The sequence below is a fragment of the Mycobacterium sp. OAS707 genome, from assembly GCF_014873705.1.
Taxonomy (GTDB): Bacteria; Actinomycetota; Actinomycetes; order Mycobacteriales; family Mycobacteriaceae; genus Mycobacterium.
Map to the genome: position 1 here is coordinate 842640 of NZ_JADBDS010000001.1, position 18530 is coordinate 861169.

Here is an 18530-nt window from a genome sequence, read left to right on the forward strand (position 1 = left end):
AATGCCGACGAATTGCGATCTCCCCGCAGTTTCGGCGGATGGTCAAGCGCCCGCGCCGGCGAGTTTGGTCGCTGCAGCTTCGATGGTGTCCTCCGACAGCAATACCTGCAAAGCGGCCTCGCCCAGCGGAATGAAGCTGTCGCTGCTGGCCACCCGCTCCACCGCGCCGGTGTAGCCGTGCTCGAGCAGCGCAGCGAGCACACCCTCGCCCACCCCACCGGTCGCGCGGGTCTCGTCGACGATCAGCACCCGACCGGTCGCGTTGGCCTCGCGAACCATGTCGTCCACCGGCAGCGGCGCCAGCCACCTCAGGTCGACGACGCGCACACGGATGCCAACCGACTCGAGCTTGCGGGCCACCCGCAGGCTCATCCGCAGCCCGTTGCCGAGCGTGAGCATCGTCAGGTCCGTCCCGTCGCCGTATGTCCGGGCCCGTCCGAGCGGCACCGCTTCCTCCGGATACGGGGCGAGCCAGCCGTCGTCGCCCTCGGCGTACAGATCGCGAGTGTGATAGAGCGCGATCGGTTCGAGGAACACGCACACGACGCCTGCCGCTTTCGCCGCGGCCGCGCAGGTGTGCAGCATCGCGGCGGCGTCATCGGGTCGCGCCGGTGACGCGATGACGACTCCTGGGATGTCGCGGAGCGCGGCAATCGAGTTGTCGTTGTGAAAGTGCCCGCCGAACCCCTTCTGATACCCATAGGCCGCCACCCGCACCACCATCGGATTGCGGTACTGCCGGTTGGAGAAGAACTGCAGCGTCGCGCCCTCCCCACGAATCTGATCCGAGGCGTTGTGAAAGTACGCCAGGTACTGGATCTCTGGGATCGGCAGCAGTCCCGACACCCCAGCACCGAGCGCAAGACCGAGGATCGACTGCTCGTCGAGCAGCGTGTCGAACACCCGCGCCGAACTGGTCTTGCCGAGAAGCCCACGGGTTACGCCGTACACGCCTCCCTTGCGGGCGACGTCCTCGCCGAAGATCATCGCCTCTGGAAAGCGGTCCAGGATGTCGTGCAACGCGCGGTTGATCGCAAGGGCGACCGTCAGCGGCGCATCTGGCTCGCCTGATCTCACCGTCGCGGCCAGCGACGCCGGCGACGCGGCAGCGGCATCCGAGAGGCTGTCGTGCAGCGGCCTCATTATCGCCGCCGCGCTGTCCAGCTGCGGCTCCAAGGTGACCTCTTCGGCGAGCTGAATCACGTTGGCGCGCATGGTCTCATACCGGTCGAGCACCTGCTCAGGCGTCAACACGTCAGCCTCGATCAGAGCCAAAGCCGTACACAGCACCGGGTCTCGGTCGTAGTCGGCTGCTATCTCGGCGGGACTGCGGTAGGCGGGCTCGTAGTCCGAACCGGCGTGTCCCATCAACCGGACCGTCCGAAGATGCAGGAACGCCGGGCGTCGGTGTGTGCGCACCCATTCCGCTGCCGCAGTCGCCGCCTCCGACGTCGCCGCCACATCCCAGCCGTCGGCGCCGAAATATTGCAGCCCGTCGCGATTTCCGTAGGTGTGTCTGATCCAGCCCCGTGGCGTTGCGACGCTGATGCCGATCCCATTGTCCTCACAGACGAACAGCAACGGCATCGGCACGCCCTGATACGCCGCATGCAAGGCTGCGTTGATCGCGCCGACCGCGGTCGAATGATTCACCGACGCGTCGCCGAAGCTGCACACCGTGACGGCGTCGTCGGGCCACGGGCATGCCACGCCAAGCTTGCGGGCGCGGGCGATGGAGAACGCGACGCCGAGCGCGCGCGGCAGGTGAGACGCGATCGTCGATGTCTGCGGGATGATGTTCAGGTCGTAGCGCCCGAACACCTTGTGCCTGCCGCCGGCGATCGGTTCCGCGGTGGCCGCCACCAGCCCAAGAAGCACGTCGCGCAACGGGTCTCGGCCACCGGCCTGCGCGGCGCGCGCCAGAAAGAAGCCTCCCGAGCGATAGTGCAGCAACGCCGGATCGGTCGGGCGCAGCGCGGCGGCTACCGCGGCATTGCCCTCATGCCCCGATGAGCCGATGGTGTAGTAGCCCTTGCCTTTCGACCGCAGCCAGCGGGCCGCCAGATCGAGGTGCCTGCTGGCCAGTTGAGCGTCGAACACACCAAGCAACGAATCGTCCTGCGAGGAGCGCTCGCCTGCACTCAGCGCAGAGACGGTCGCGGTGAAATGCTCATCGATCGGTTCGGCCAACCGAGCTCCTAAGGACTGATTGTCGGACGTACCAACACATTTCGGATGAACGCGACGATCTGCGCGGCACCGGCGCCGTCGGGGTCCTGATCCGGATCGTAGATCGCGAGGCTGCCGCCGACACATGGCGCGGGTCCGGTGAACAGCGCCGAGACGAGATCGGTGAGCTGATCCCACGTCAGGCCGCCGGGTTCATCGTCGACATCCGGTAGACCCTGCGCCGGAAACTCGACGGGATCGAGCACATCGAGGTCGATATGCAACCACCACCGGTCCACCCGGCCCGCCAGCTGTTCGATCGCCTGACGTCCAGTGCCAGAAGGGTCGTCGGCGACTTCGGCCAGCGGTGCCAGCCACACGCTTGAATCAGCAAGCGTTCCGACGTTGAACTGCCGCCGCCAGTCGTCGTCGCGCGGACCGAGGATCACCAGTTGTTCGGGCCTCAGCGCAGGCAGCCGATCGCCGAGCTCGCCGGTCAGCAGCCGACCGGTCAATCCGAGCAATAGACCGATCTCGGCGTTGGCCGCCTCGCCGTCTTCGGACACATCCAGCGGCATGGTGTCCTCGTGGCCGTCGATGAAGACCAGCCCGACACCGCCGACATGATCGCGCAGGCCGGTCACGATACCGAGCAGCGTCGAACAGTCTCCGCCGTAGACGAACGGGAACCGGCCCGCTCGTATGACTTCACCGACCTTGCGGTTGAGCGCGTCGGTCATCGCCAGCAGCGCACGCTCGTTGATCAGGCTGGTTGACTCGCCGCGGCCGGGATCCGGATCGGGCAACGCCAAGTCGTCGTCATCGATGACGTGGTGATGATCGAACGCGTCGAGAAGGCCGGCGTCGCGCAGCGCAGCAGCCGCACGCGCTTGATGCCCGCTGCGCCCGTAGCCGTCGAACGGCACCCCGATCAATTCGATATCCGAGATTGTTTCGCTCCTTACGTCCGCGGCATGCGACTCAGCCCTCGATGACCAGGGCGCTATCGCCCCTGCCCGTCAGCAACACGCCGCGATTACCTTCGACGATCACCCCCCGAACATAGGTCGTATAGGGGGTGGCGCCGTCGTAAATCTCGTTCTTGACCTCCTCGGCCAATATCGACCTGCCGGCTTCGGTCCACTGATACCCGGTACGACGTTCGCGTCTCGCCCTGACCGAGGCCCTCGTCGCATCGCGGTGGCGGCGTGCCGCGGTCTTTCATGGCACGCAGCGACGCATGCACTTGTGGGGCGAGTCCGACGCGCGTCAAACCAGTTCGATGCAGTCTGCGATCGAGTCGAGCACGCGGCCGGGCCGGAACGGATACCGCGCGATGTCGGCGGCGGTGGTCGAGCCCGTGAGCACCAAGACGGTGTCCAGGCCCGCCTCAATACCCGCGACGACGTCGGTGTCCATCCGGTCGCCGACCATCATCGTGCTCTCGGAATGCGCCTCGATCCGGTTCATCGCGCTGCGGAACATCATCGGATTCGGCTTGCCGACGAAGTACGGCTCGCGGCCGGTGGCCTTGGTGATCATGGCCGCGACCGAGCCGGTGGCGGGCAGCGGCCCCTCAGCCGACGGCCCGGAGACGTCCGGGTTGGTCGCGATGAACCGCGCGCCCCCGAGGATCAGCCGGACCGCCTTGGTGATCGCGGTGAACGAATATGTGCGGGTCTCCCCGAGCACGACGAAGTCGGGTTCGGTGTCGGTCAGCGTATAGCCGACCTGATGCAACGGCGTGGTCAGGCCGGCCTCACCGATCACGTAGGCCGACCCACCGGGCTGCTGAGCGTCCAGAAACGCAGCGGTGGCCAGGCCCGACGTCCAAATCGACTCCTCAGGCACAGTCAGCCCCGACCGTTTCAGCCGCGCGGACAGATCCCGCGGCGTGAAGATCGAGTTATTCGTCAGCACGAGAAACGGCCGCTCCCGCTCTACCAGGCGTTGCAGGAATTCTGCGGCGCCGGGCAGCGCGTGTTCTTCGCGGACGAGGACACCGTCCATATCGGTGAGCCAGCACTTCGGTGTTGAGCGCACCGGTCCACCCTAGGCTGATATTCGTGGATCAGACGTCTATCCGACGAGCCGCAACGGCTGACCTGGGGGCGATTCACCAACTGATCACCGACGCATACACGAAGTACGTTCAGCGCATCGGGCGGCCGCCTGCCCCGATGACCGCCGACTACGCCGCCGCGCTCGAGCATTGCCGGGTCTGGGTGCTTGTCAGCGACCGGGCTGTCATCGGCACGCTGGTGACAGAAGACCGCACAGACCACCTGCTGCTGGAGACGGTGGCCGTCGCGCCCAGCGCCCAGGGACGCGGCCACGGTGCGCGGTTACTGGCCCGCGCCGAACGTGATGCTGAAGAGCTCGGGCTGCCTGAGGTCCGGCTGTACACCAACGAGGCGATGACGGAGAACCTCACCTTCTACCCGCGCCATGGCTACCGGGAAACGGCCCGTGCCGTCGAAGACGGATTCCGGCGCGTCTACTTCTCAAAGGCAATGCGCCGCCGCGCTTCGTCGGGCTAACGCGCACTCAACGCGCCGGACGGGACGGACGCCCAAAACGCTTGCGCCAAGCCCGAGCGCGGTCACCAGCGCCGTCACCGCGCACCACTGCGCATGGAGCCACGCGAGTCCGCCGAGCCAGCCGAACGCACTGGACCCGGCGTAATAACTGATGTTGTACATCGCAGTCGCCTGCGCGCGACCGTGATTCGCCCGCGCCGCGACCATGCTGGACGCCACCGCGTGCCCGACGAACAGTCCGGTCGTCAAGACGACCAGTCCCAGCAGGATCATCGATACCGGCCGCGCAAGCGTCAGCGCGGCGCCGCCCGCCATCAACAGCCCCGCCGCCGCGAGTATCGGTGGCCCGCCGACGCGGTCGGTCAGCCATCCGGCGGCCCGCGAGCCGACAGTGCCCCCGAGGTAGGCCAGAAAGATCAGCGAAACCATTGTCGGCGCAAGCCGATACGGGTCCGCTTCCAGCCGGAACGGCAAATAATTGAAGACGATCACCATCCCGCCGATCAGCAGTGCGCCGATGGCGAACAAGCTCAGCATCGCCGGGTCACGGAGGTGCGCAAGCACGGCGCCGTGTTCAGGCACGTTCGCTGACGCGCCGGATGGCCGCGGGATCACGCCGATCAGCGCCACCATGAGCACGGCGACGAGACAACCGAGGATGAAAAGTGCGGCGCGCCAACCGAGGTGATCCGCGATGGGCACCACGAGCAGGCGCCCACTGAGACCACCCAATGACGTTGCCGCGACATAACTTCCAGCCATTGTGGCGACCCGCTGCGGCGCAGCGGAGTTGTGCAGCAGCGCCATAGCGAGTGCCGGGATGCCACCGAGGGCGATCCCGTGCAGGAATCGGCCTGCGAGCAACGTGTCGAAGGTCGGCAACCAGGGCACCGCGATCGCGGTGACGGCTGTGCCCGCGGCGGCCAAGCACATCGCCGCTGTGGTCCCGATGCGATTCGACAACCACGCCCACGGCAGCACCGACAGCGCGAGGCCCAACGTCGCCGCCGAGACCAGCAGTGCCGCTTGCGAGGGGTCGACGGACGCGTCGCGCGAGATCTGGGTGAGCAGCCCTTGCGGCGCGTACATCGTCGCGAATGCCGCCAGCCCGGCGCACCACAGTGCAGCCGACAATCGCCAGTGTGAGCTGTTCATACCTGCCATTGCACCCGGCCAGATATATATTGTGAAGGACCGATTCGGTCATGCAGTGATAGCGAATGGATATCAATGGTTGAGGTGCGAGAAGCTAGGTATTTCATCGCCGTTGCCGAGGAACTCAACTTCGGCCGGGCGGCCGAACGACTGCACATGTCTCAGCCGCCGCTGTCGGCGGCAATCAAGTCACTCGAGAAGCGACTCGACGTCGAACTTCTTCACCGCACCACGCGTGAGGTCCGCCTGACCCCGGCCGGAGCTGTTTTTCTCGACCACTGCCGCATCCTCGTCGCAGCCGCGGAGACCGCCGATGCCGCCGCGCGGCATGCGGCCGACGGCCAAGCGGGCGAACTCCGCATCGGTGCCGTCAGTTCGGCGTTCACCGACCCGCTGCCCACCGCGCTGAGCACCTATGCGGACACTCATCCTCGTGTCGACGTGCGGGTGCGCGAAGTCGACACCCACGTCGGCATCGAGCTACTCCGGCGCCGCGAGATCGACATCGCGCTGATTCGGCAGTTCGCGCCCCCACATGATTGCGAACACGCTGTCCTGCGGCGCGAAAGACTCGTGCTTGCTACGCCAATTGATTGGCAACTACCGCGGGGGTTGAGCCGTGACCTGGCGCTGGCGGCAGAGCTGCCATGGATCTGGGTGCCTCGCGACATCTCGCCGGACTATCACGATCAAGTGGCCGCCTGTTGTCGCGCTGCGGGTTTCACCCCGCGCGGTCAGCACTGGGCAGGATCCATCAACAGTCAACTGGCGATGGTCGCGTCGGGTCTCGGTGTCGCGCTGGTTCCCGCGAATTCGGTAGGCGCCCATCAGCTCAGAAGTTCGGTCAGGGTCATCCGGGTCTCGGGGTCGACGACCATCGACCTCGCCGCCGTCTGGCGGCCGGCCGCCAACCGACTGGTCACCGACTTCCTGGCCGCGATCAAACAGGCTGCCGCCTAGGCTCTTCCGCTTACGACTGCGCGGGCAGCGCCACGGTGTCCGGGTCGTCCTGCGACCGCCGCCTGGTTTGCGGCGGCAGGAAGTGATAGTCGCCGCGCGGATAGACGACTTGCGGCCACCAGAACCAACGGCCCAAAAGCGTTGCGATGGACGGCATCAGGAAGGAGCGGACAACGAACGTGTCGACCAGCAGGCCGATCGCGATCGTGGAGCCCATCTGCGCCAGCACGACCAGCTTGCTGCCCATCATTCCCGCCATGGTGGCCGCGAAGACCAGTCCGGCCGACGTCACCACACCACCGGTGCCTGCCATGGACCGGATGAGGCCGGTCTTCAGGCCCGCGTGGATCTCGTCCTTGAATCGAGAGACGAGCAAGAGGTTGTAGTCCGAGCCGACCGCCAACAGGATGATGACGGACATCAGCATGACCAGCCATTGCACCTGAATGCCGAAGAGGTCCTGCCAGATCAGCACCGAGATGCCGAACGACGCCGCGATCGAACTTGCCGCCGTGCCGACGATGACGGCAGCGGCAACGGCGCTTCGGGTCAGGATCAACATGATCGTGAAGATCAGCGTCAGCGACGACACCACAGCGATCATCAGGTCGTATTTGGCGCCTTCCGACATGTCCCGATAGGTCGCCGCCACGCCACCCAGATAGATCTTCGCGTTCGACAGCGACGACATCTTCAGCGCTTCCTGCGCGGCTTTGCGTTCCGAGTCAACGCGTTTGATGCCGTCGACCGTTGCGGGATCGCTCTCATGGGTGATGAACATCCGCGCCGACTTGCCGTCAGGCGAAAGGAACATCGTCAGGCCACGTTTGAAGTCGGGGTTGTCAAAGGCTTCCGGCGGCAAGAAGAACAGGTCGTCGTTCTTCGCCCCATCGAAGGCCTCGCCCATCGCCAGCGCGGTGTCGTTGGAGGCCTCCAACTGGTCCAGCAGCGCCTTCTGTGAGTTGTACGACGCCAGGGACAGGTCCCTGCTCGCCTTCATCGACGCGATCGTCTGCGGCAGGAGCGCGGTCAGCTTTGGCGCAAGGTCCGCCAGTTTGTCGGTGTTGACCTGCACCGCCCCCGTTTGGTCGGTCACTCGGTCTATCCCGTCGAGGGCGTCGAACAGGTTTCGTGTCGCATTGCAGAGCGGGATGTCGAAACAATGCGGTTCCCAGTAGAAGTAGTTCCGGATCGGCCGGAATTGGTCGTCGAAGTTCGCGATGTTGTCCCGCAGTTCTTCGGTGGTTTGCAGGAGCGCCTGCGACTTGGCCGCAGAATCCTGCGTCAGCTTGGTCTGCTCGAGGGACAGTTGGTACTGCTGCTCCAAGATGTCGATCGAGCGGTTGGTCTCGTCGATCGTTTTGAGCTGATTGGCCAATTGATCCCGCTGGAACGGCAGGTTCATGTTGTTGGTCTGGCCCTGGATGCTGGTCTGGAACGGAATGGAGCTGTGCTGGATCGGAATTCCCAGCGGCCGCGTGATGCTCTGCACCATCGCAATGCCCTCGGTGTGCATGACATTGCTTGAAATCTTGTTCAGCACAAGCATGTCGGCGGGATTGCGCATGTCGTGGTCGGCTTCGACCTCGAGGATGTCGGGGTTCATCCGGGCCTGGCTGAAATGCCGGTCGGCTGCCGCGAAGCCGATGTTGACCGGAGCGTCCTTCGGCAGATAGTAACGGTCGTTGTAGGCCGGCTTGTAACCCGGGATGGCCACGAGGCCGATCAGCACCACGAACAGGCTGGCCACGAAAATCGGTGCGGGCCAACGCACGACCGCGGTGCCGACACGGCGCCAGAACCTGCTCTGTGGAGGCCGCTTCGATTCGTAGAGCCCGACGCGGCTCCCGAGGAAGAGTACGGCCGGACCGAGCGTGACCGCGATCGCCACGACCACGATCATGCCGATCGCAACGGGCGCGCCCATGGTGGAAAAGTAAGGCAGTCGCGCGAAGGACAGGCAGTACGTCGCTCCCGCGATCGTCAGGCCGGAACCCACGATGACGGGCGCGACGGATTTGAAGGTGGCGTAATAGGATTCGTCCCTGTCCAGGCCCATACCGCGGTCTTCGCGATACCGGCCGAAGATGAATATGCCGTAGTCGGTGGCCGCGGCAATGGCCAACATCGTCAGGATGTTTCCTGCGAATGTCGTGAGCCCGAATGCTCCGTGGGTGGCCAGCATCGACACCACGCCTCGCGCGGTCAACAGCGCGAGGAACGTGAGAAACAGCTGGATCAGCGTGGTCCGTATCGAGCGGTAGACCACCAGCAGCATGGCCGCGATTGCGACGAGCGTTATCAGGGTGATCTGTGCCAGGCTGGCGTTACCGATGACGTGCAGGTCGTCGGTGAGCGCAGCCGGACCTGCCACATACGCCTGAACTCCAGGCGGCGCCTTCGTCTCCTCGATGACCTTGCGGACGGCTTGGACACCTTCGTTGGCCAAGGTTTGGCCTTGTTCGCCGGCGAGGTTGATCATCACGTAGGACGCCTTGCCGTCGGGGCTCTGCGCGCCGGCGGCGGTCAGCGTATCGCCCCAGAAATCCTGAATGTGCTGGATATGCTCGGGATCTTGCTGCAGCTTGCGGATGATCTCGTCGTAGTAGGCGTGTGCGTCGGGGCCCAGTGGCTTCTGGCCCTCCACCACGATCATGATGGTGCTGTTGGAGTTGAATTCCTTGAAGTTGGCGCCCATCCGCTTCATCGCGACCATGGACGGCGCGTCCTCGGGAGCCATTGGCGCCGAGTGCTGCTCACCGACGACTTCGAGCTGCGGGGCGAGCACATTCACCCCGACCGCGACGACGAGCCAGAACAGGACGATCGGCAGAGCAAGGATTCGGATCAGGTGCGGCACGACGGCCCGCTTCGGCTTTGGCACGCCCGCGGTTTCGGGCCCAGCGGCGTGGGTCATGCGGACTTCACCAAGCAGTAGGTCTGAGCGTTGACGCCGTCGGCTGATTGCTCTTCACGGACGGTTCCGTTCACGGTGACGCGGCATCCAATCTGGTCGCCGTCGGTCTGCGCCATGAGATTGGCGCTGACGGTCGGCAACGTCGTCGAAAGGGTGATCGACCACGGCAGCGGCGCGGTTATCGAGTGCACATGCGCGTCCGTGTCGAAATAACTGATCTGGGCGGTGGTCCCGGGTGCGCCGTAAACGTCGTACACCATGACCTTGGGGTTGAACTGAACGATCTCGATGCCTGCACCCGCGCCTGCGTTGAGGTCCGCCGAGGCGAACATCTTGTGCAGACGAGAGACCACCAGTCCCGAGACCGCCAACACGACAATCAGCAGCAGCGGGATCCATACGCGCTTCAGCACGCGGCTCGCCGGAATGGCCTTCACCCCAACACCTTTCGTGTCACCTCAGCGGACTGCGCGGCGCCGACATCGGCCGGACAGTCCACGTTCGCGATGAGCCGACGCAGAATCGGCAGCGCGACCCGCGCCGAAAGCAACAACGCAGATTCCTCCTCAGGCGTCAGCGTTTCCATCAACGCTGTCAGTCGTTCGCGGCGCATTCGCTTGCGCTCGTCGAGCAACGCTTGGCCGTGCTGGGTGATTCCGATCAGGGCGGCCCTGCCGTCGTCAGGGTCGGCAAGCCTGGCCACCAGGTCCAGCCGTTCCAGCCGCTGAATCAGCTGAGTCATCGACGGCTGGCTGACGCCCTCCTTAGCGGCAAGCGTCGTCAGCCGGATGGGACCTTCCCGACACACCCGGTTCATCGCAAACGCCGCAGACGCACTCAAATCGGCGCGATCGGACAGGAAACGCACTGTCAGGTCCACAGCCTGGTCGAGAAGCTCGCCAACACAGTCGCCGGCGGGTTCGTCAGCTGACCTAACTTTCACATCGTATCTATATCACTCGCCCTATATAGCGGCAATATATGGCTCGGTTTGTGCAGTTCACAGGCACTTCACAGGGATGCCTGCGTCCCGTGCACCAAAGGCACACACCTGCGGATTCGGCCAGGGTAGAGACCGGCTGCCACGGATGGTGATTGAACGCTGTTGCCGTACAGATGTTCTCAGACCGTCCGACCATCCCGACCGCAACCGGCCCAGCAACTACATTCTTCCGGCTATGTATTGTCGGGTCACAGTCGCGCCGGACTGACGCGTAACGTTCGGCTCATGCTTGACCGCACCGCAGGCCTCCGCGTTGCCGCCCGGCACGCGGAGGCGTTTCTCGCCACCCTCGACGAGCGGCCGGTGGCGGCCCGTGCCGACGCCGCAGCCGTCCGCGCCGTCCTGGGCTCACCGCTGCCCGAACACGGCGAAGAGCCTGCCGCAGTGATCGAAGCGCTCGCTGCAGGCGCCGAACCGGGCCTCGTCGCCACCCCGGGGCCACGGCACTTCGGCTTCGTCATCGGTGGCGCATTGCCCGCTGCGCTGGCCGCAGACTGGCTGGTGTCGGCATGGGACCAGTGCGCGGCCTTTCATTCGTTGTCCCCCGCCATGGCGGCCATCGAGGAGATCACCTCGGCGTGGGCGCTCGAACTGCTCGGCCTACCGGCCGGCGCGAGCGTCGGCTTCGTCACCGGAGGCCAAGGCGCCAACACCACATGCCTGGCCGCGGCGCGGCACACCGTCTTCGAGCGCGCGGGCTGGAATGTGGAGCGCGACGGCCTGATTGGCGCGCCGCGGGTGCGCATCGTGTGCGGCGAGCAGGCCCACGCGACGATCTACACGTCCCTGCGGTTGCTGGGCCTCGGGGAGCAGACCGCCATCCGGGTGCAGGCCGACGCACAAGGCCGGATAGATCCCGACGAGCTGGCAAAAACGTTGGCCGCCAACGACGGTCCGACGATTGTGTGCGCGCAGGCAGGCAATGTCGCCACCGGTGCGTTCGACGCGTTGGGGCCGATCGCTGACATATGCGCGCGGCATGACGCGTGGTTGCACGTCGACGGCGCATTCGGCCTGTGGGCCGCGGCATCTGCGCGGACCCGACACCTGACCGAGGGCATCGAGCGCGCGGATTCCTGGGCCGTCGACGCACACAAGTGGTTGAACGTCCCGTACGACGGCGCGATGGCCATCGTCGCCGATCCGGACGCTCACCTCGCCGCGATGCGCCTGTCGGGCCCGTACCTCGTCGCCGATCCCGGTCAGCGCGACAACACCAACTATGTGCCGGAGAGTTCGCGCAGGGCGCGCGCGGTTCCCGTCTACGCGGCGATCCGCTCGCTTGGCCGCGCGGGAATTGCCGAGATGGTCGACCGCAACTGCGCCCAGGCGCTTCGAATGGCCAAGCAGCTCAGCGCTATTCCCGGTGCCGAGGTGCTCAACGACGTCGTGCTCAATCAGGTGCTGGTCCGCCTGCCCGGCGGCGATGAGGCCACACGTGCCGCGGTCGCCGCGATTCAGCGTGAGGGCACGTGCTGGCTCGGAGGGACCACCTGGAACGGCGAGTATGTGCTGCGGGTGTCGATCTCGAACTGGGCGACGACGGACGACGACATCGACCGTTCGGCGGCCGCAATCGCCGCAGTGGTCACGGCATAAGCATTCGTCGCGCCGGCCTTCCCTAGCGTGGCTGGTTGGCAATTCCCGGGAACAATTGCACATCGGGGCCCGAGGTCACGTAACCCAGCTGTTTGGTGACGAGATGTGGCGCGAAAACCGCACCGTAGAGCACGTTTCCGATGACGACGACCGCGGCGACGGAGATCAGCGCCGACTGCAGACGAGTCTTCGACAACCTGTCCGACCACACTTCGATGACATTGCGGCCTTGCGAATCCGTCCGGCCCAGCAGGTAGGTGAAGACCATCATCTGGATGCCCATCGCGATCGCGTCGTAGATCGGATACTGATGCAACGTCCCCTCGAAGAGCCCGAGCCCGGGAATCACGTACGCGTAGTGGAAGACTCCGAGCCGGGCACCGAGGCCCCCGTTGAACAGCAGTGCCCAGCAGAACCCGACGACCAGGCCCACGATCAACAGCGTGATCGGTCTGCGCCAGCCGAACCGTGCGCTCAGCGCTCTGCCGAGCGCGGCGCCGACGACGGCGGGAATGCAGAAGTAGCCGATGTAACCCAACGGCACCGACGACGGCAATCCGCCCCACGTCATGTTCAACGGCCACCACGACGGCATGCGTGGAAGCGCCGGCGGAAATTGCGCATACATCGCCCAGTCGTAGGGCGCTTCGATCCACGAGAACGAAATCGCCGATATGCACAAGAGCAGCAGCGGGTGCAGCCGTCCACGGCGAACGCTCAGATAGATCCCGGCGACGGTGAACACGATGCCGCTGAGCCAGCCGAAGGCGTTGGCGGCCGTCAACAACGGCGTCAACGCTTTCGCGCCTCGGGGTCGAAATAGATGACCAGGCCGAAGATCAGCGCGATCAGCCCGACCAGTGTGCCGAGCATGATGAATTGGCCCACAGTCCCTTCCCTTCCGCACGACCACCAAACAAGTAATAGTGGATACTATTACTTGTGATGGGTCAAGGAGCGCTATCGTGGGACCTTCGTCAGCCGCTGAGCGCGGACCTAGGAGTGACTACCGTGCCCCAGCGAGGTTCCGTCAAGAAGCAAACGGCCACCGAGTCGGTGCGGCGCCGCCGCGGCGAAGCGCGGCGGCTGCTGCTCGACGCGGCACGAGAACTGTTCGCCCGTCGGGATTACCGGACAACCACGACCCGTGAGATCGCCGAGGCCGCCGGCGTCACCGAATACTTGCTCTTTCGCCATTTCGGCTCGAAGGCCGGATTGTTTCGCGAAGCGCTCGTGCTGCCGTTTACGAACTTCGTCGATGACTTCGGCAAGACGTGGCATGCCGTCGTCCCCGAGGAGACGGACGAGGAAGAGCTCTCGAAGCAGTTCGTCGGCCAGTTGTATGACGTGCTGGTGCAGCACCAGGGTCTGGTGTTGACACTGGTGGCGGCGGACGGGCTGAGCGAGGAAGAGATCGAGAGCGCAGGCATCGCGGACATCCGACGAGCCCTCACCGTGCTCGGGCAGATCAGCGCCGAAGGTATGAGCATCCGCGGAATGCGGTCTACCCAGCCCGACCTGCCTGCGCATTCGACGGTCGCGATGATCGTGGGCATGGTCGCGCTGCGCTCGACCTTCTACGGAGCCGATCCGCCACCGCGGGAGGCTATCGTCGACGAGCTCGTGCAGGCGATATTGCACGGCTTCCTGCACCGGCCGTAGCGATTTCGGAGCGCTGACGTCGAGACACTCTCGCGCGTGCTCGCCTCTTCCAAACCCCTTCGGCGACTCTGGGAGTGGAGCACCGATACCGAAGGCACCGCACTGCAGATCGAGGCGCGCCGACTGAAGCGTATGCAGGTCTTGCCTACTGACGACCTTCCCATATAGTGTTCGGAACAAATGTTTGGGCGCCGGGTGTCCGGTGGATTCAGGAGGTCCGGATGCCGGGTCGGCTCGAAGGAAAAGTTGCTTTCATCACCGGCGCGGCGCGCGGGCAAGGACGCGCCCATGCGATCGCGATGGCCCGGGAAGGCGCCGACATCATCGCCGTCGACATCTGCCGCGACATTCCGTCCAATCCCTATCCCCTCGCCACACCAGACGACTTGGCCGAGACCGAACGCTCGGTGAAGGAACTCGGCCGGCGGGTCGTTGCGCGCGTGGGCGATGTCCGAGAGCGACATGAACTGCGGGACGCGGTCGAAGCGGGACTGGCGGACCTCGGCAAGATCGATATCGTCCTCGCGAACGCGGGCATTCTGCCGATGGCAATGGGCCGCCCACACGACGCGATGGCGTTCGTCGACGCCAGCGATGTCGATTTGCTCGGCGTGATGAACACTGTCGCCGTCACGGTCCCACACCTGCCGAACGGTTCGTCGGTCATCATTACGGGTTCGACCGCAGGCATGATCCGCGGCACCACCGACAACCCGAACATGGGTCCCGGCGGCAGGGGGTACGGCTGGAGCAAGCGGGTGCTCATAGAATACGTAGAAGAGATGTCACTGGCATTGGCGGACCGGCTGATTCGGGTCAACGCCATCCACCCGACCAACTGCAACACCCACCTGTTGCAGAACGACGGGATGTACAGCATGTTCCGACCCGACCTCACCCAGCAGGGCAAGCAGGCCACCCGCGAGGACGCCGAACCGTTGTTCACGATCTTCCAAGCCATGCCGATTCCGTACATTGAACCGGACGACATGGCGAACTTGAGCGTTTTCCTGGCCAGCGAGGAGAGCCGCTATATCACCGGACAACAGATCCGGGTCGACGGCGGCTCGTTGCTCAAGTGGCCCAACGGTCCTGGCGGCTAGGCCATCTCCGATGTTTCGATCCAACCCGCATCACGTCCGGCCTGTTGTCGCGTGTCATCAGCGCAACGGTTGCTGGCTTGATTTCCAGCTGCAGTGAATCGAACACCTTCGCCAACGTGTCATATCCGCCCACGGTGAAGATCACGTCGAGAAGCTGTTGGGTTGCTTAGTTGTTCAGCTTCGGAATATTCCTGGCCGGCAACGGTTCTATACGCATCACACGAGTCGCAAGCGCATTGTCGTACTCACGTTCCGATCACCAGGCCTGACATGCTGTCATCCGAACGCCAGTCCTCGAGAAGCTGTTCAAATGCGTAGTACCCCAGGCCATATGTCTCCCCAAGGTACGTTCTTGGCCGCAGCTTGCCGTCCTCGTCCGTTACTTCCTGCCCGTCGTTGTTGAAGTAGCCCGGTGTGCATTCTCGAACAAAATCAGTGGTATCGATGGCCACTTCACGGACATGATGTACATATGCGTCCTGGGCCTCGAGGCTGGGTTCGACGAACGTCGCGCCACGCTGGAGTGCCTGGCTGACAATCCATGCGATATGACGACCCTGGTTGTTGAATGTCTCAGTGGTCGAAGCGTTGAAGCCGCCCTGGAAGAAGCCCATGTAGAACTGATTGGGAAAACCGTGTGTCATGACACCGTGCAGGGTTCGAAATTCGTGCGCCCACTGATCATAGAGAGATCGGCCCCCGCGGCCGGATACCTTGTCGATTCCCCATCTCCGTTGGAGATCGCTGGTCACCTCGAACCCGCTAGCGAAAATCAAGCAGTCAATCTCGTACTCGATGGACTCATGAATGAATCCGCGGGCGGTGATCCGTTCCACCCCTCGCGTTCGTGACACGTCGAGAAGCTTCACGTTGGGCCTGTTGAATGCCGGATAGAACTCGTCGCTCGAGGCGGGCCGCTTGCACATGTGTCGATACCATGGCTTCAGGATCGCCGCCGTCTCTTTGTCTTTCACCACCGCATCGACGCGATTGCGCAACCGCTCCATGACCCGAAAGTCCATCAACTCCCGCATCGCGAGGAAGTCCTCCGGTGATTGCGGCCAGCCTGTCTGTTCGAACTCTGCCGAGAGGTTCCGGTTGATTTCGGTCCAGATGTCACAGACTCGATCCGACTCACCGGGCATCAGACCGTCTATCGCCGCGCGGTGAAAGTTCATCTGGCGTTCGCGTTGCCAGCCAGGCTGTAACGTCGCTAGCCATGCTGGATCTGTCGGCGTGTTGTGCCTCTCATCTACGGTCGAAGCGGTTCGCTGCAGCACGTACAGCTGCCCGGCGAATTTGGCCAGGAACGGCACTGCCTGAATAGCCGAGGCGCCAGTGCCGACAATCGCAACCCGTTTGTCAGCTAGCTTGTCGAGAACCGGCGCTTCCTGACTGCCGCCGGTGTACTCGTAATCCCAACGGGCAGTGTGAAACATCCTGCCCTCAAAATCATCGAGGCCCGGTACGCGGGGCACCTTCGGCGTATTGATCGGCCCGAGGGCCATCACCACGAAGCGAGCCCGCAGGTCATCGCCCCGGTCGGTTCCGATGCGCCACCTACTGATCGATTCGTCCCAACTCAGCGCATTCACGCAGGTGTGAAAAAGTCCACACCGATAGAGGTCGAATCTGGCTGCGACGCTTTGGCAGTACTCACGAATTTCGAGTCCTTCCGCGAACTTCTTCGTCGGGAAGAATTCCATCTCCTCCAATAGGGGCAGATAGCAGTACGAGTCGTTGTCACATGAGAGTCCGGGATATCGGTTCCAGTACCATACGCCACCGAAATCGCCTGCCTGCTCGATGATTCGAACATCCTCGACGCCCGCCTTGCGCAGATGATACGCAGCCAAGATGCCCGCCCAGCCGCCACCGAGAATGGCCACATCGAAGCTTTCACTCACTGCGCTTCGCGGCATGCGGGGCATATGCGGATCGCTGTAATCAATCGCATCTATGCCCTCGACGGCCGGGGCGTATTGCTCCTGACCTTCAGGACGAAGGCGTCGATTCCGTTCGTCGCGATACCTTTTGCGAAGGGCCGCGATATCGACATCCTCCGGGTCAGGCAGATTCGTCGGATCACACGTCATCGGCACGTCCTTCGGGTATAGGAGAGAAGGTCAGGGGAAGTCGTTCCATCGCCAGGAGCGCGGCGTTGGGTAGGTAACGGATCTCCTCGACAGGTATCGCGAGATCGAGATTTCGCAGCCGCCTCGCCGTCTGTTTCGCCGCGACCAGCAACTGCATCCGCGCGAGAGAGACGCCAAGGCAAAGGTGGACCCCCGCGCCGAAGGTCATGCTCTTGCGGATATTGATTCGGCTTGGATCGAACCGGCGTGGGCAGTCGAACACTGACTCGTCGTCGTTGGCAGATGCAAACAGCACGAGAAGGTGCGCGCCCTTTGGCAGTTCCGTACCTCCCAGGGTCACCGCCTCGGTGGTGACTCTGGACAGCGCTCGCACCGGTGGATCGAGACGCAATAGCTCCTCGATGAATCGTCCCATCTGGGAGTCGTCGTCGACAGCGTCGTAGAAGTGGGTGGCTATCTGCGGATCGGTCACCACGTGGAACAGGATGTTGGTGAACGCCGTCGACATCGAATCATGGGTGTTGATGAGAAGCGCGCGAGCGGTGGCAACCAATTCGTCGAAGCTGAGTGGTTCCTCGTCGGGCGTTCGGGCCGTGATGATGTCGGACAACATGTCGTCCTCGGGATTGTCCATGCGTCGCCGGACCAGCGCGATCAAGTAGTTCTGCATCTCGGCCAACTCGCCGGCGGCACGCACCATGTCTTCACGCGTGTTCGCAAGACTGAATTGCGACAGATAGGCACTGCCCCATTTCTTGATTGTGGCCATGTCGAGATCATCGACCTGGAGCTGCTGCATGCTGAAGGCAATCGCCATCGGCAATGCGAGTTCGTGCAGTCCGTCTACCTCCCCGCGCCCAACAAAGCCATCGATCAGTCCATCAACAATCTGTTTAAACTGCGGCTCAAGGGATTTCATTCGTTTTCTGCTGAAAGCCTGTGACAGCAGACGGCGTACCCGCGTGTGGCGCGGCGGATCGATGTTGGCGACGTCGGGGAAAAAACCGCCGCCATCTCGCTCGAGTATGGCCTTCACTTCATCAAGGTGGCCGTGTGCCATCTGCTGGTAGTAGCCGAGTTCCTGCGAGAACACGACAGGATCACGAAGTACTTCAGTGAGGTCTTCATGCCGTGACACCAGGTACATACCCAGATCCTTTTCGAAATGGACCGGGGCGTCATAGCGGAGGGTGCGGTAGTAGGCGAACGGCTTCTGTTGAATAGCCGGATCAACGAAGGACGCCCCGTCGAGGGAGTCCAGACGCTCGGCGCCAACCGGGCAACCGGTCTCCACTGCTGAATTTTCTGTCGTCACAAGATGTGCCC

At 63.8% G+C, this 18530-nt stretch carries 16 protein-coding genes; 5 read left to right on the top strand and 11 right to left on the bottom strand.

Going from position 1 to position 18530, the window contains the following annotated elements; translation table 11 throughout:
* Window positions 1–42: 42 nt before the first annotated feature.
* The 4 genes from GGC64_RS04135 to GGC64_RS04150 all read right to left on the bottom strand — a co-directional run bounded on the left by GGC64_RS04135 (window position 43) and on the right by GGC64_RS04150 (window position 4212).
* Window positions 43–2190 carry a thiamine pyrophosphate-dependent enzyme gene (locus GGC64_RS04135; RefSeq protein WP_225951156.1) on the bottom strand — a complete coding sequence of 716 codons (2148 nt, stop codon included), beginning with the start codon at window positions 2188–2190 and terminating at the stop codon, window positions 43–45.
* An 8-nt stretch (window positions 2191–2198) separates the two neighbouring features.
* Complete coding sequence (locus GGC64_RS04140; RefSeq protein WP_225951157.1) at window positions 2199–3104, bottom strand: arginase family protein; 906 nt, start codon at window positions 3102–3104, stop codon at window positions 2199–2201.
* Window positions 3105–3150: 46 nt separating this feature from the next.
* On the bottom strand, window positions 3151–3288 hold the full coding sequence (locus GGC64_RS04145; RefSeq protein ID WP_192721172.1) for a hypothetical protein: 138 nt from the start codon (window positions 3286–3288) through the stop codon (window positions 3151–3153).
* 150 nt (window positions 3289–3438) lie between these two features.
* Window positions 3439–4212 carry an HAD-IIA family hydrolase gene (locus GGC64_RS04150; protein ID WP_192721173.1) on the bottom strand — a complete coding sequence of 258 codons (774 nt, stop codon included), beginning with the start codon at window positions 4210–4212 and terminating at the stop codon, window positions 3439–3441.
* A 23-nt stretch (window positions 4213–4235) separates the two neighbouring features.
* On the opposite strand from GGC64_RS04150, the gene GGC64_RS04155 reads away from it, so the two are divergent.
* Window positions 4236–4709 carry a GNAT family N-acetyltransferase gene (locus GGC64_RS04155; RefSeq protein ID WP_192721174.1) on the top strand — a complete coding sequence of 158 codons (474 nt, stop codon included), beginning with the start codon at window positions 4236–4238 and terminating at the stop codon, window positions 4707–4709.
* Here the strand turns inward: GGC64_RS04155 and GGC64_RS04160 are convergent.
* Window positions 4674–5864, bottom strand: a complete 1191-nt coding sequence (locus GGC64_RS04160; protein WP_225951158.1) for an MFS transporter — start codon at window positions 5862–5864, stop codon at window positions 4674–4676. The genes GGC64_RS04155 and GGC64_RS04160 overlap by 36 nt on opposite strands.
* A gap of 84 nt (window positions 5865–5948) precedes the next feature.
* Between GGC64_RS04160 and GGC64_RS04165 the strand changes: the two genes are divergently transcribed.
* Window positions 5949–6824: a LysR family transcriptional regulator gene (locus GGC64_RS04165; RefSeq protein ID WP_192721176.1), complete on the top strand. Its 876-nt coding sequence runs from the start codon at window positions 5949–5951 to the stop codon at window positions 6822–6824.
* A 10-nt stretch (window positions 6825–6834) separates the two neighbouring features.
* On the opposite strand, the gene GGC64_RS04170 is transcribed toward GGC64_RS04165, so the two are convergent.
* Genes GGC64_RS04170 through GGC64_RS04180 form a run of 3 tightly spaced genes read right to left on the bottom strand, consistent with a single transcriptional unit; the run spans window position 6835 to window position 10684 of the window.
* Window positions 6835–9741, bottom strand: coding sequence for an RND family transporter (locus GGC64_RS04170; RefSeq protein WP_192721177.1), 2907 nt, complete (start codon window positions 9739–9741; stop codon window positions 6835–6837).
* The gene (locus GGC64_RS04175) at window positions 9738–10178 is read right to left on the bottom strand and encodes an MmpS family transport accessory protein (RefSeq protein ID WP_192721178.1); all 441 of its coding nucleotides are present in this window, start codon (window positions 10176–10178) and stop codon (window positions 9738–9740) included. The genes GGC64_RS04170 and GGC64_RS04175 overlap by 4 nt, the downstream gene beginning before the upstream one ends.
* The gene (locus GGC64_RS04180; RefSeq protein WP_369434979.1) at window positions 10175–10684 is read right to left on the bottom strand and encodes a MarR family winged helix-turn-helix transcriptional regulator; all 510 of its coding nucleotides are present in this window, start codon (window positions 10682–10684) and stop codon (window positions 10175–10177) included. Before GGC64_RS04180 ends, GGC64_RS04175 begins: the two co-directional genes overlap by 4 nt.
* A gap of 285 nt (window positions 10685–10969) precedes the next feature.
* Between GGC64_RS04180 and GGC64_RS04185 the strand changes: the two genes are divergently transcribed.
* Window positions 10970–12343 (top strand): aminotransferase class V-fold PLP-dependent enzyme, encoded by a 1374-nt coding sequence (locus GGC64_RS04185; RefSeq protein ID WP_192721179.1) that lies wholly within the window; start codon window positions 10970–10972, stop codon window positions 12341–12343.
* 22 nt (window positions 12344–12365) lie between these two features.
* Here the strand turns inward: GGC64_RS04185 and GGC64_RS04190 are convergent, their stop codons facing one another.
* Window positions 12366–13139, bottom strand: a complete 774-nt coding sequence (locus GGC64_RS04190; RefSeq protein ID WP_192721180.1) for a spirocyclase AveC family protein — start codon at window positions 13137–13139, stop codon at window positions 12366–12368.
* A 215-nt stretch (window positions 13140–13354) separates the two neighbouring features.
* Between GGC64_RS04190 and GGC64_RS04195 the strand changes: the two genes are divergently transcribed.
* Both GGC64_RS04195 and GGC64_RS04200 read left to right on the top strand, forming a co-directional pair.
* Entirely contained in the window at window positions 13355–14005 is a 651-nt protein-coding gene (locus GGC64_RS04195) for a TetR/AcrR family transcriptional regulator (RefSeq protein ID WP_369434978.1), read from the top strand.
* Between the two features lie 221 nt (window positions 14006–14226).
* Window positions 14227–15108, top strand: a complete 882-nt coding sequence (locus GGC64_RS04200) for a mycofactocin-coupled SDR family oxidoreductase (RefSeq protein ID WP_192721182.1) — start codon at window positions 14227–14229, stop codon at window positions 15106–15108.
* Between the two features lie 245 nt (window positions 15109–15353).
* Here the strand turns inward: GGC64_RS04200 and GGC64_RS04205 are convergent, their stop codons facing one another.
* Entirely contained in the window at window positions 15354–17204 is a 1851-nt protein-coding gene (locus GGC64_RS04205; protein WP_192721183.1) for an NAD(P)/FAD-dependent oxidoreductase, read from the bottom strand.
* Window positions 17194–18519 (bottom strand): cytochrome P450, encoded by a 1326-nt coding sequence (locus tag GGC64_RS35235; RefSeq protein ID WP_192721184.1) that lies wholly within the window; start codon window positions 18517–18519, stop codon window positions 17194–17196. The genes GGC64_RS04205 and GGC64_RS35235 overlap by 11 nt, the downstream gene beginning before the upstream one ends.
* Window positions 18520–18530 lie beyond the last annotated feature (11 nt).

Coding starts and splice junctions, on each gene's coding strand:
- GGC64_RS04185 (WP_192721179.1), top strand. CDS start 10,970: ATGCTTGACCGCACCGCAGGCCTCCGCGTTGCCGCCCGGCACGCGGAG.
- GGC64_RS04205 (WP_192721183.1), bottom strand. CDS start 17,204: ATGACGTGTGATCCGACGAATCTGCCTGACCCGGAGGATGTCGATATC.
- GGC64_RS04200 (WP_192721182.1), top strand. CDS start 14,227: ATGCCGGGTCGGCTCGAAGGAAAAGTTGCTTTCATCACCGGCGCGGCG.
- GGC64_RS04160 (WP_225951158.1), bottom strand. CDS start 5,864: ATGAACAGCTCACACTGGCGATTGTCGGCTGCACTGTGGTGCGCCGGG.
- GGC64_RS04170 (WP_192721177.1), bottom strand. CDS start 9,741: ATGACCCACGCCGCTGGGCCCGAAACCGCGGGCGTGCCAAAGCCGAAG.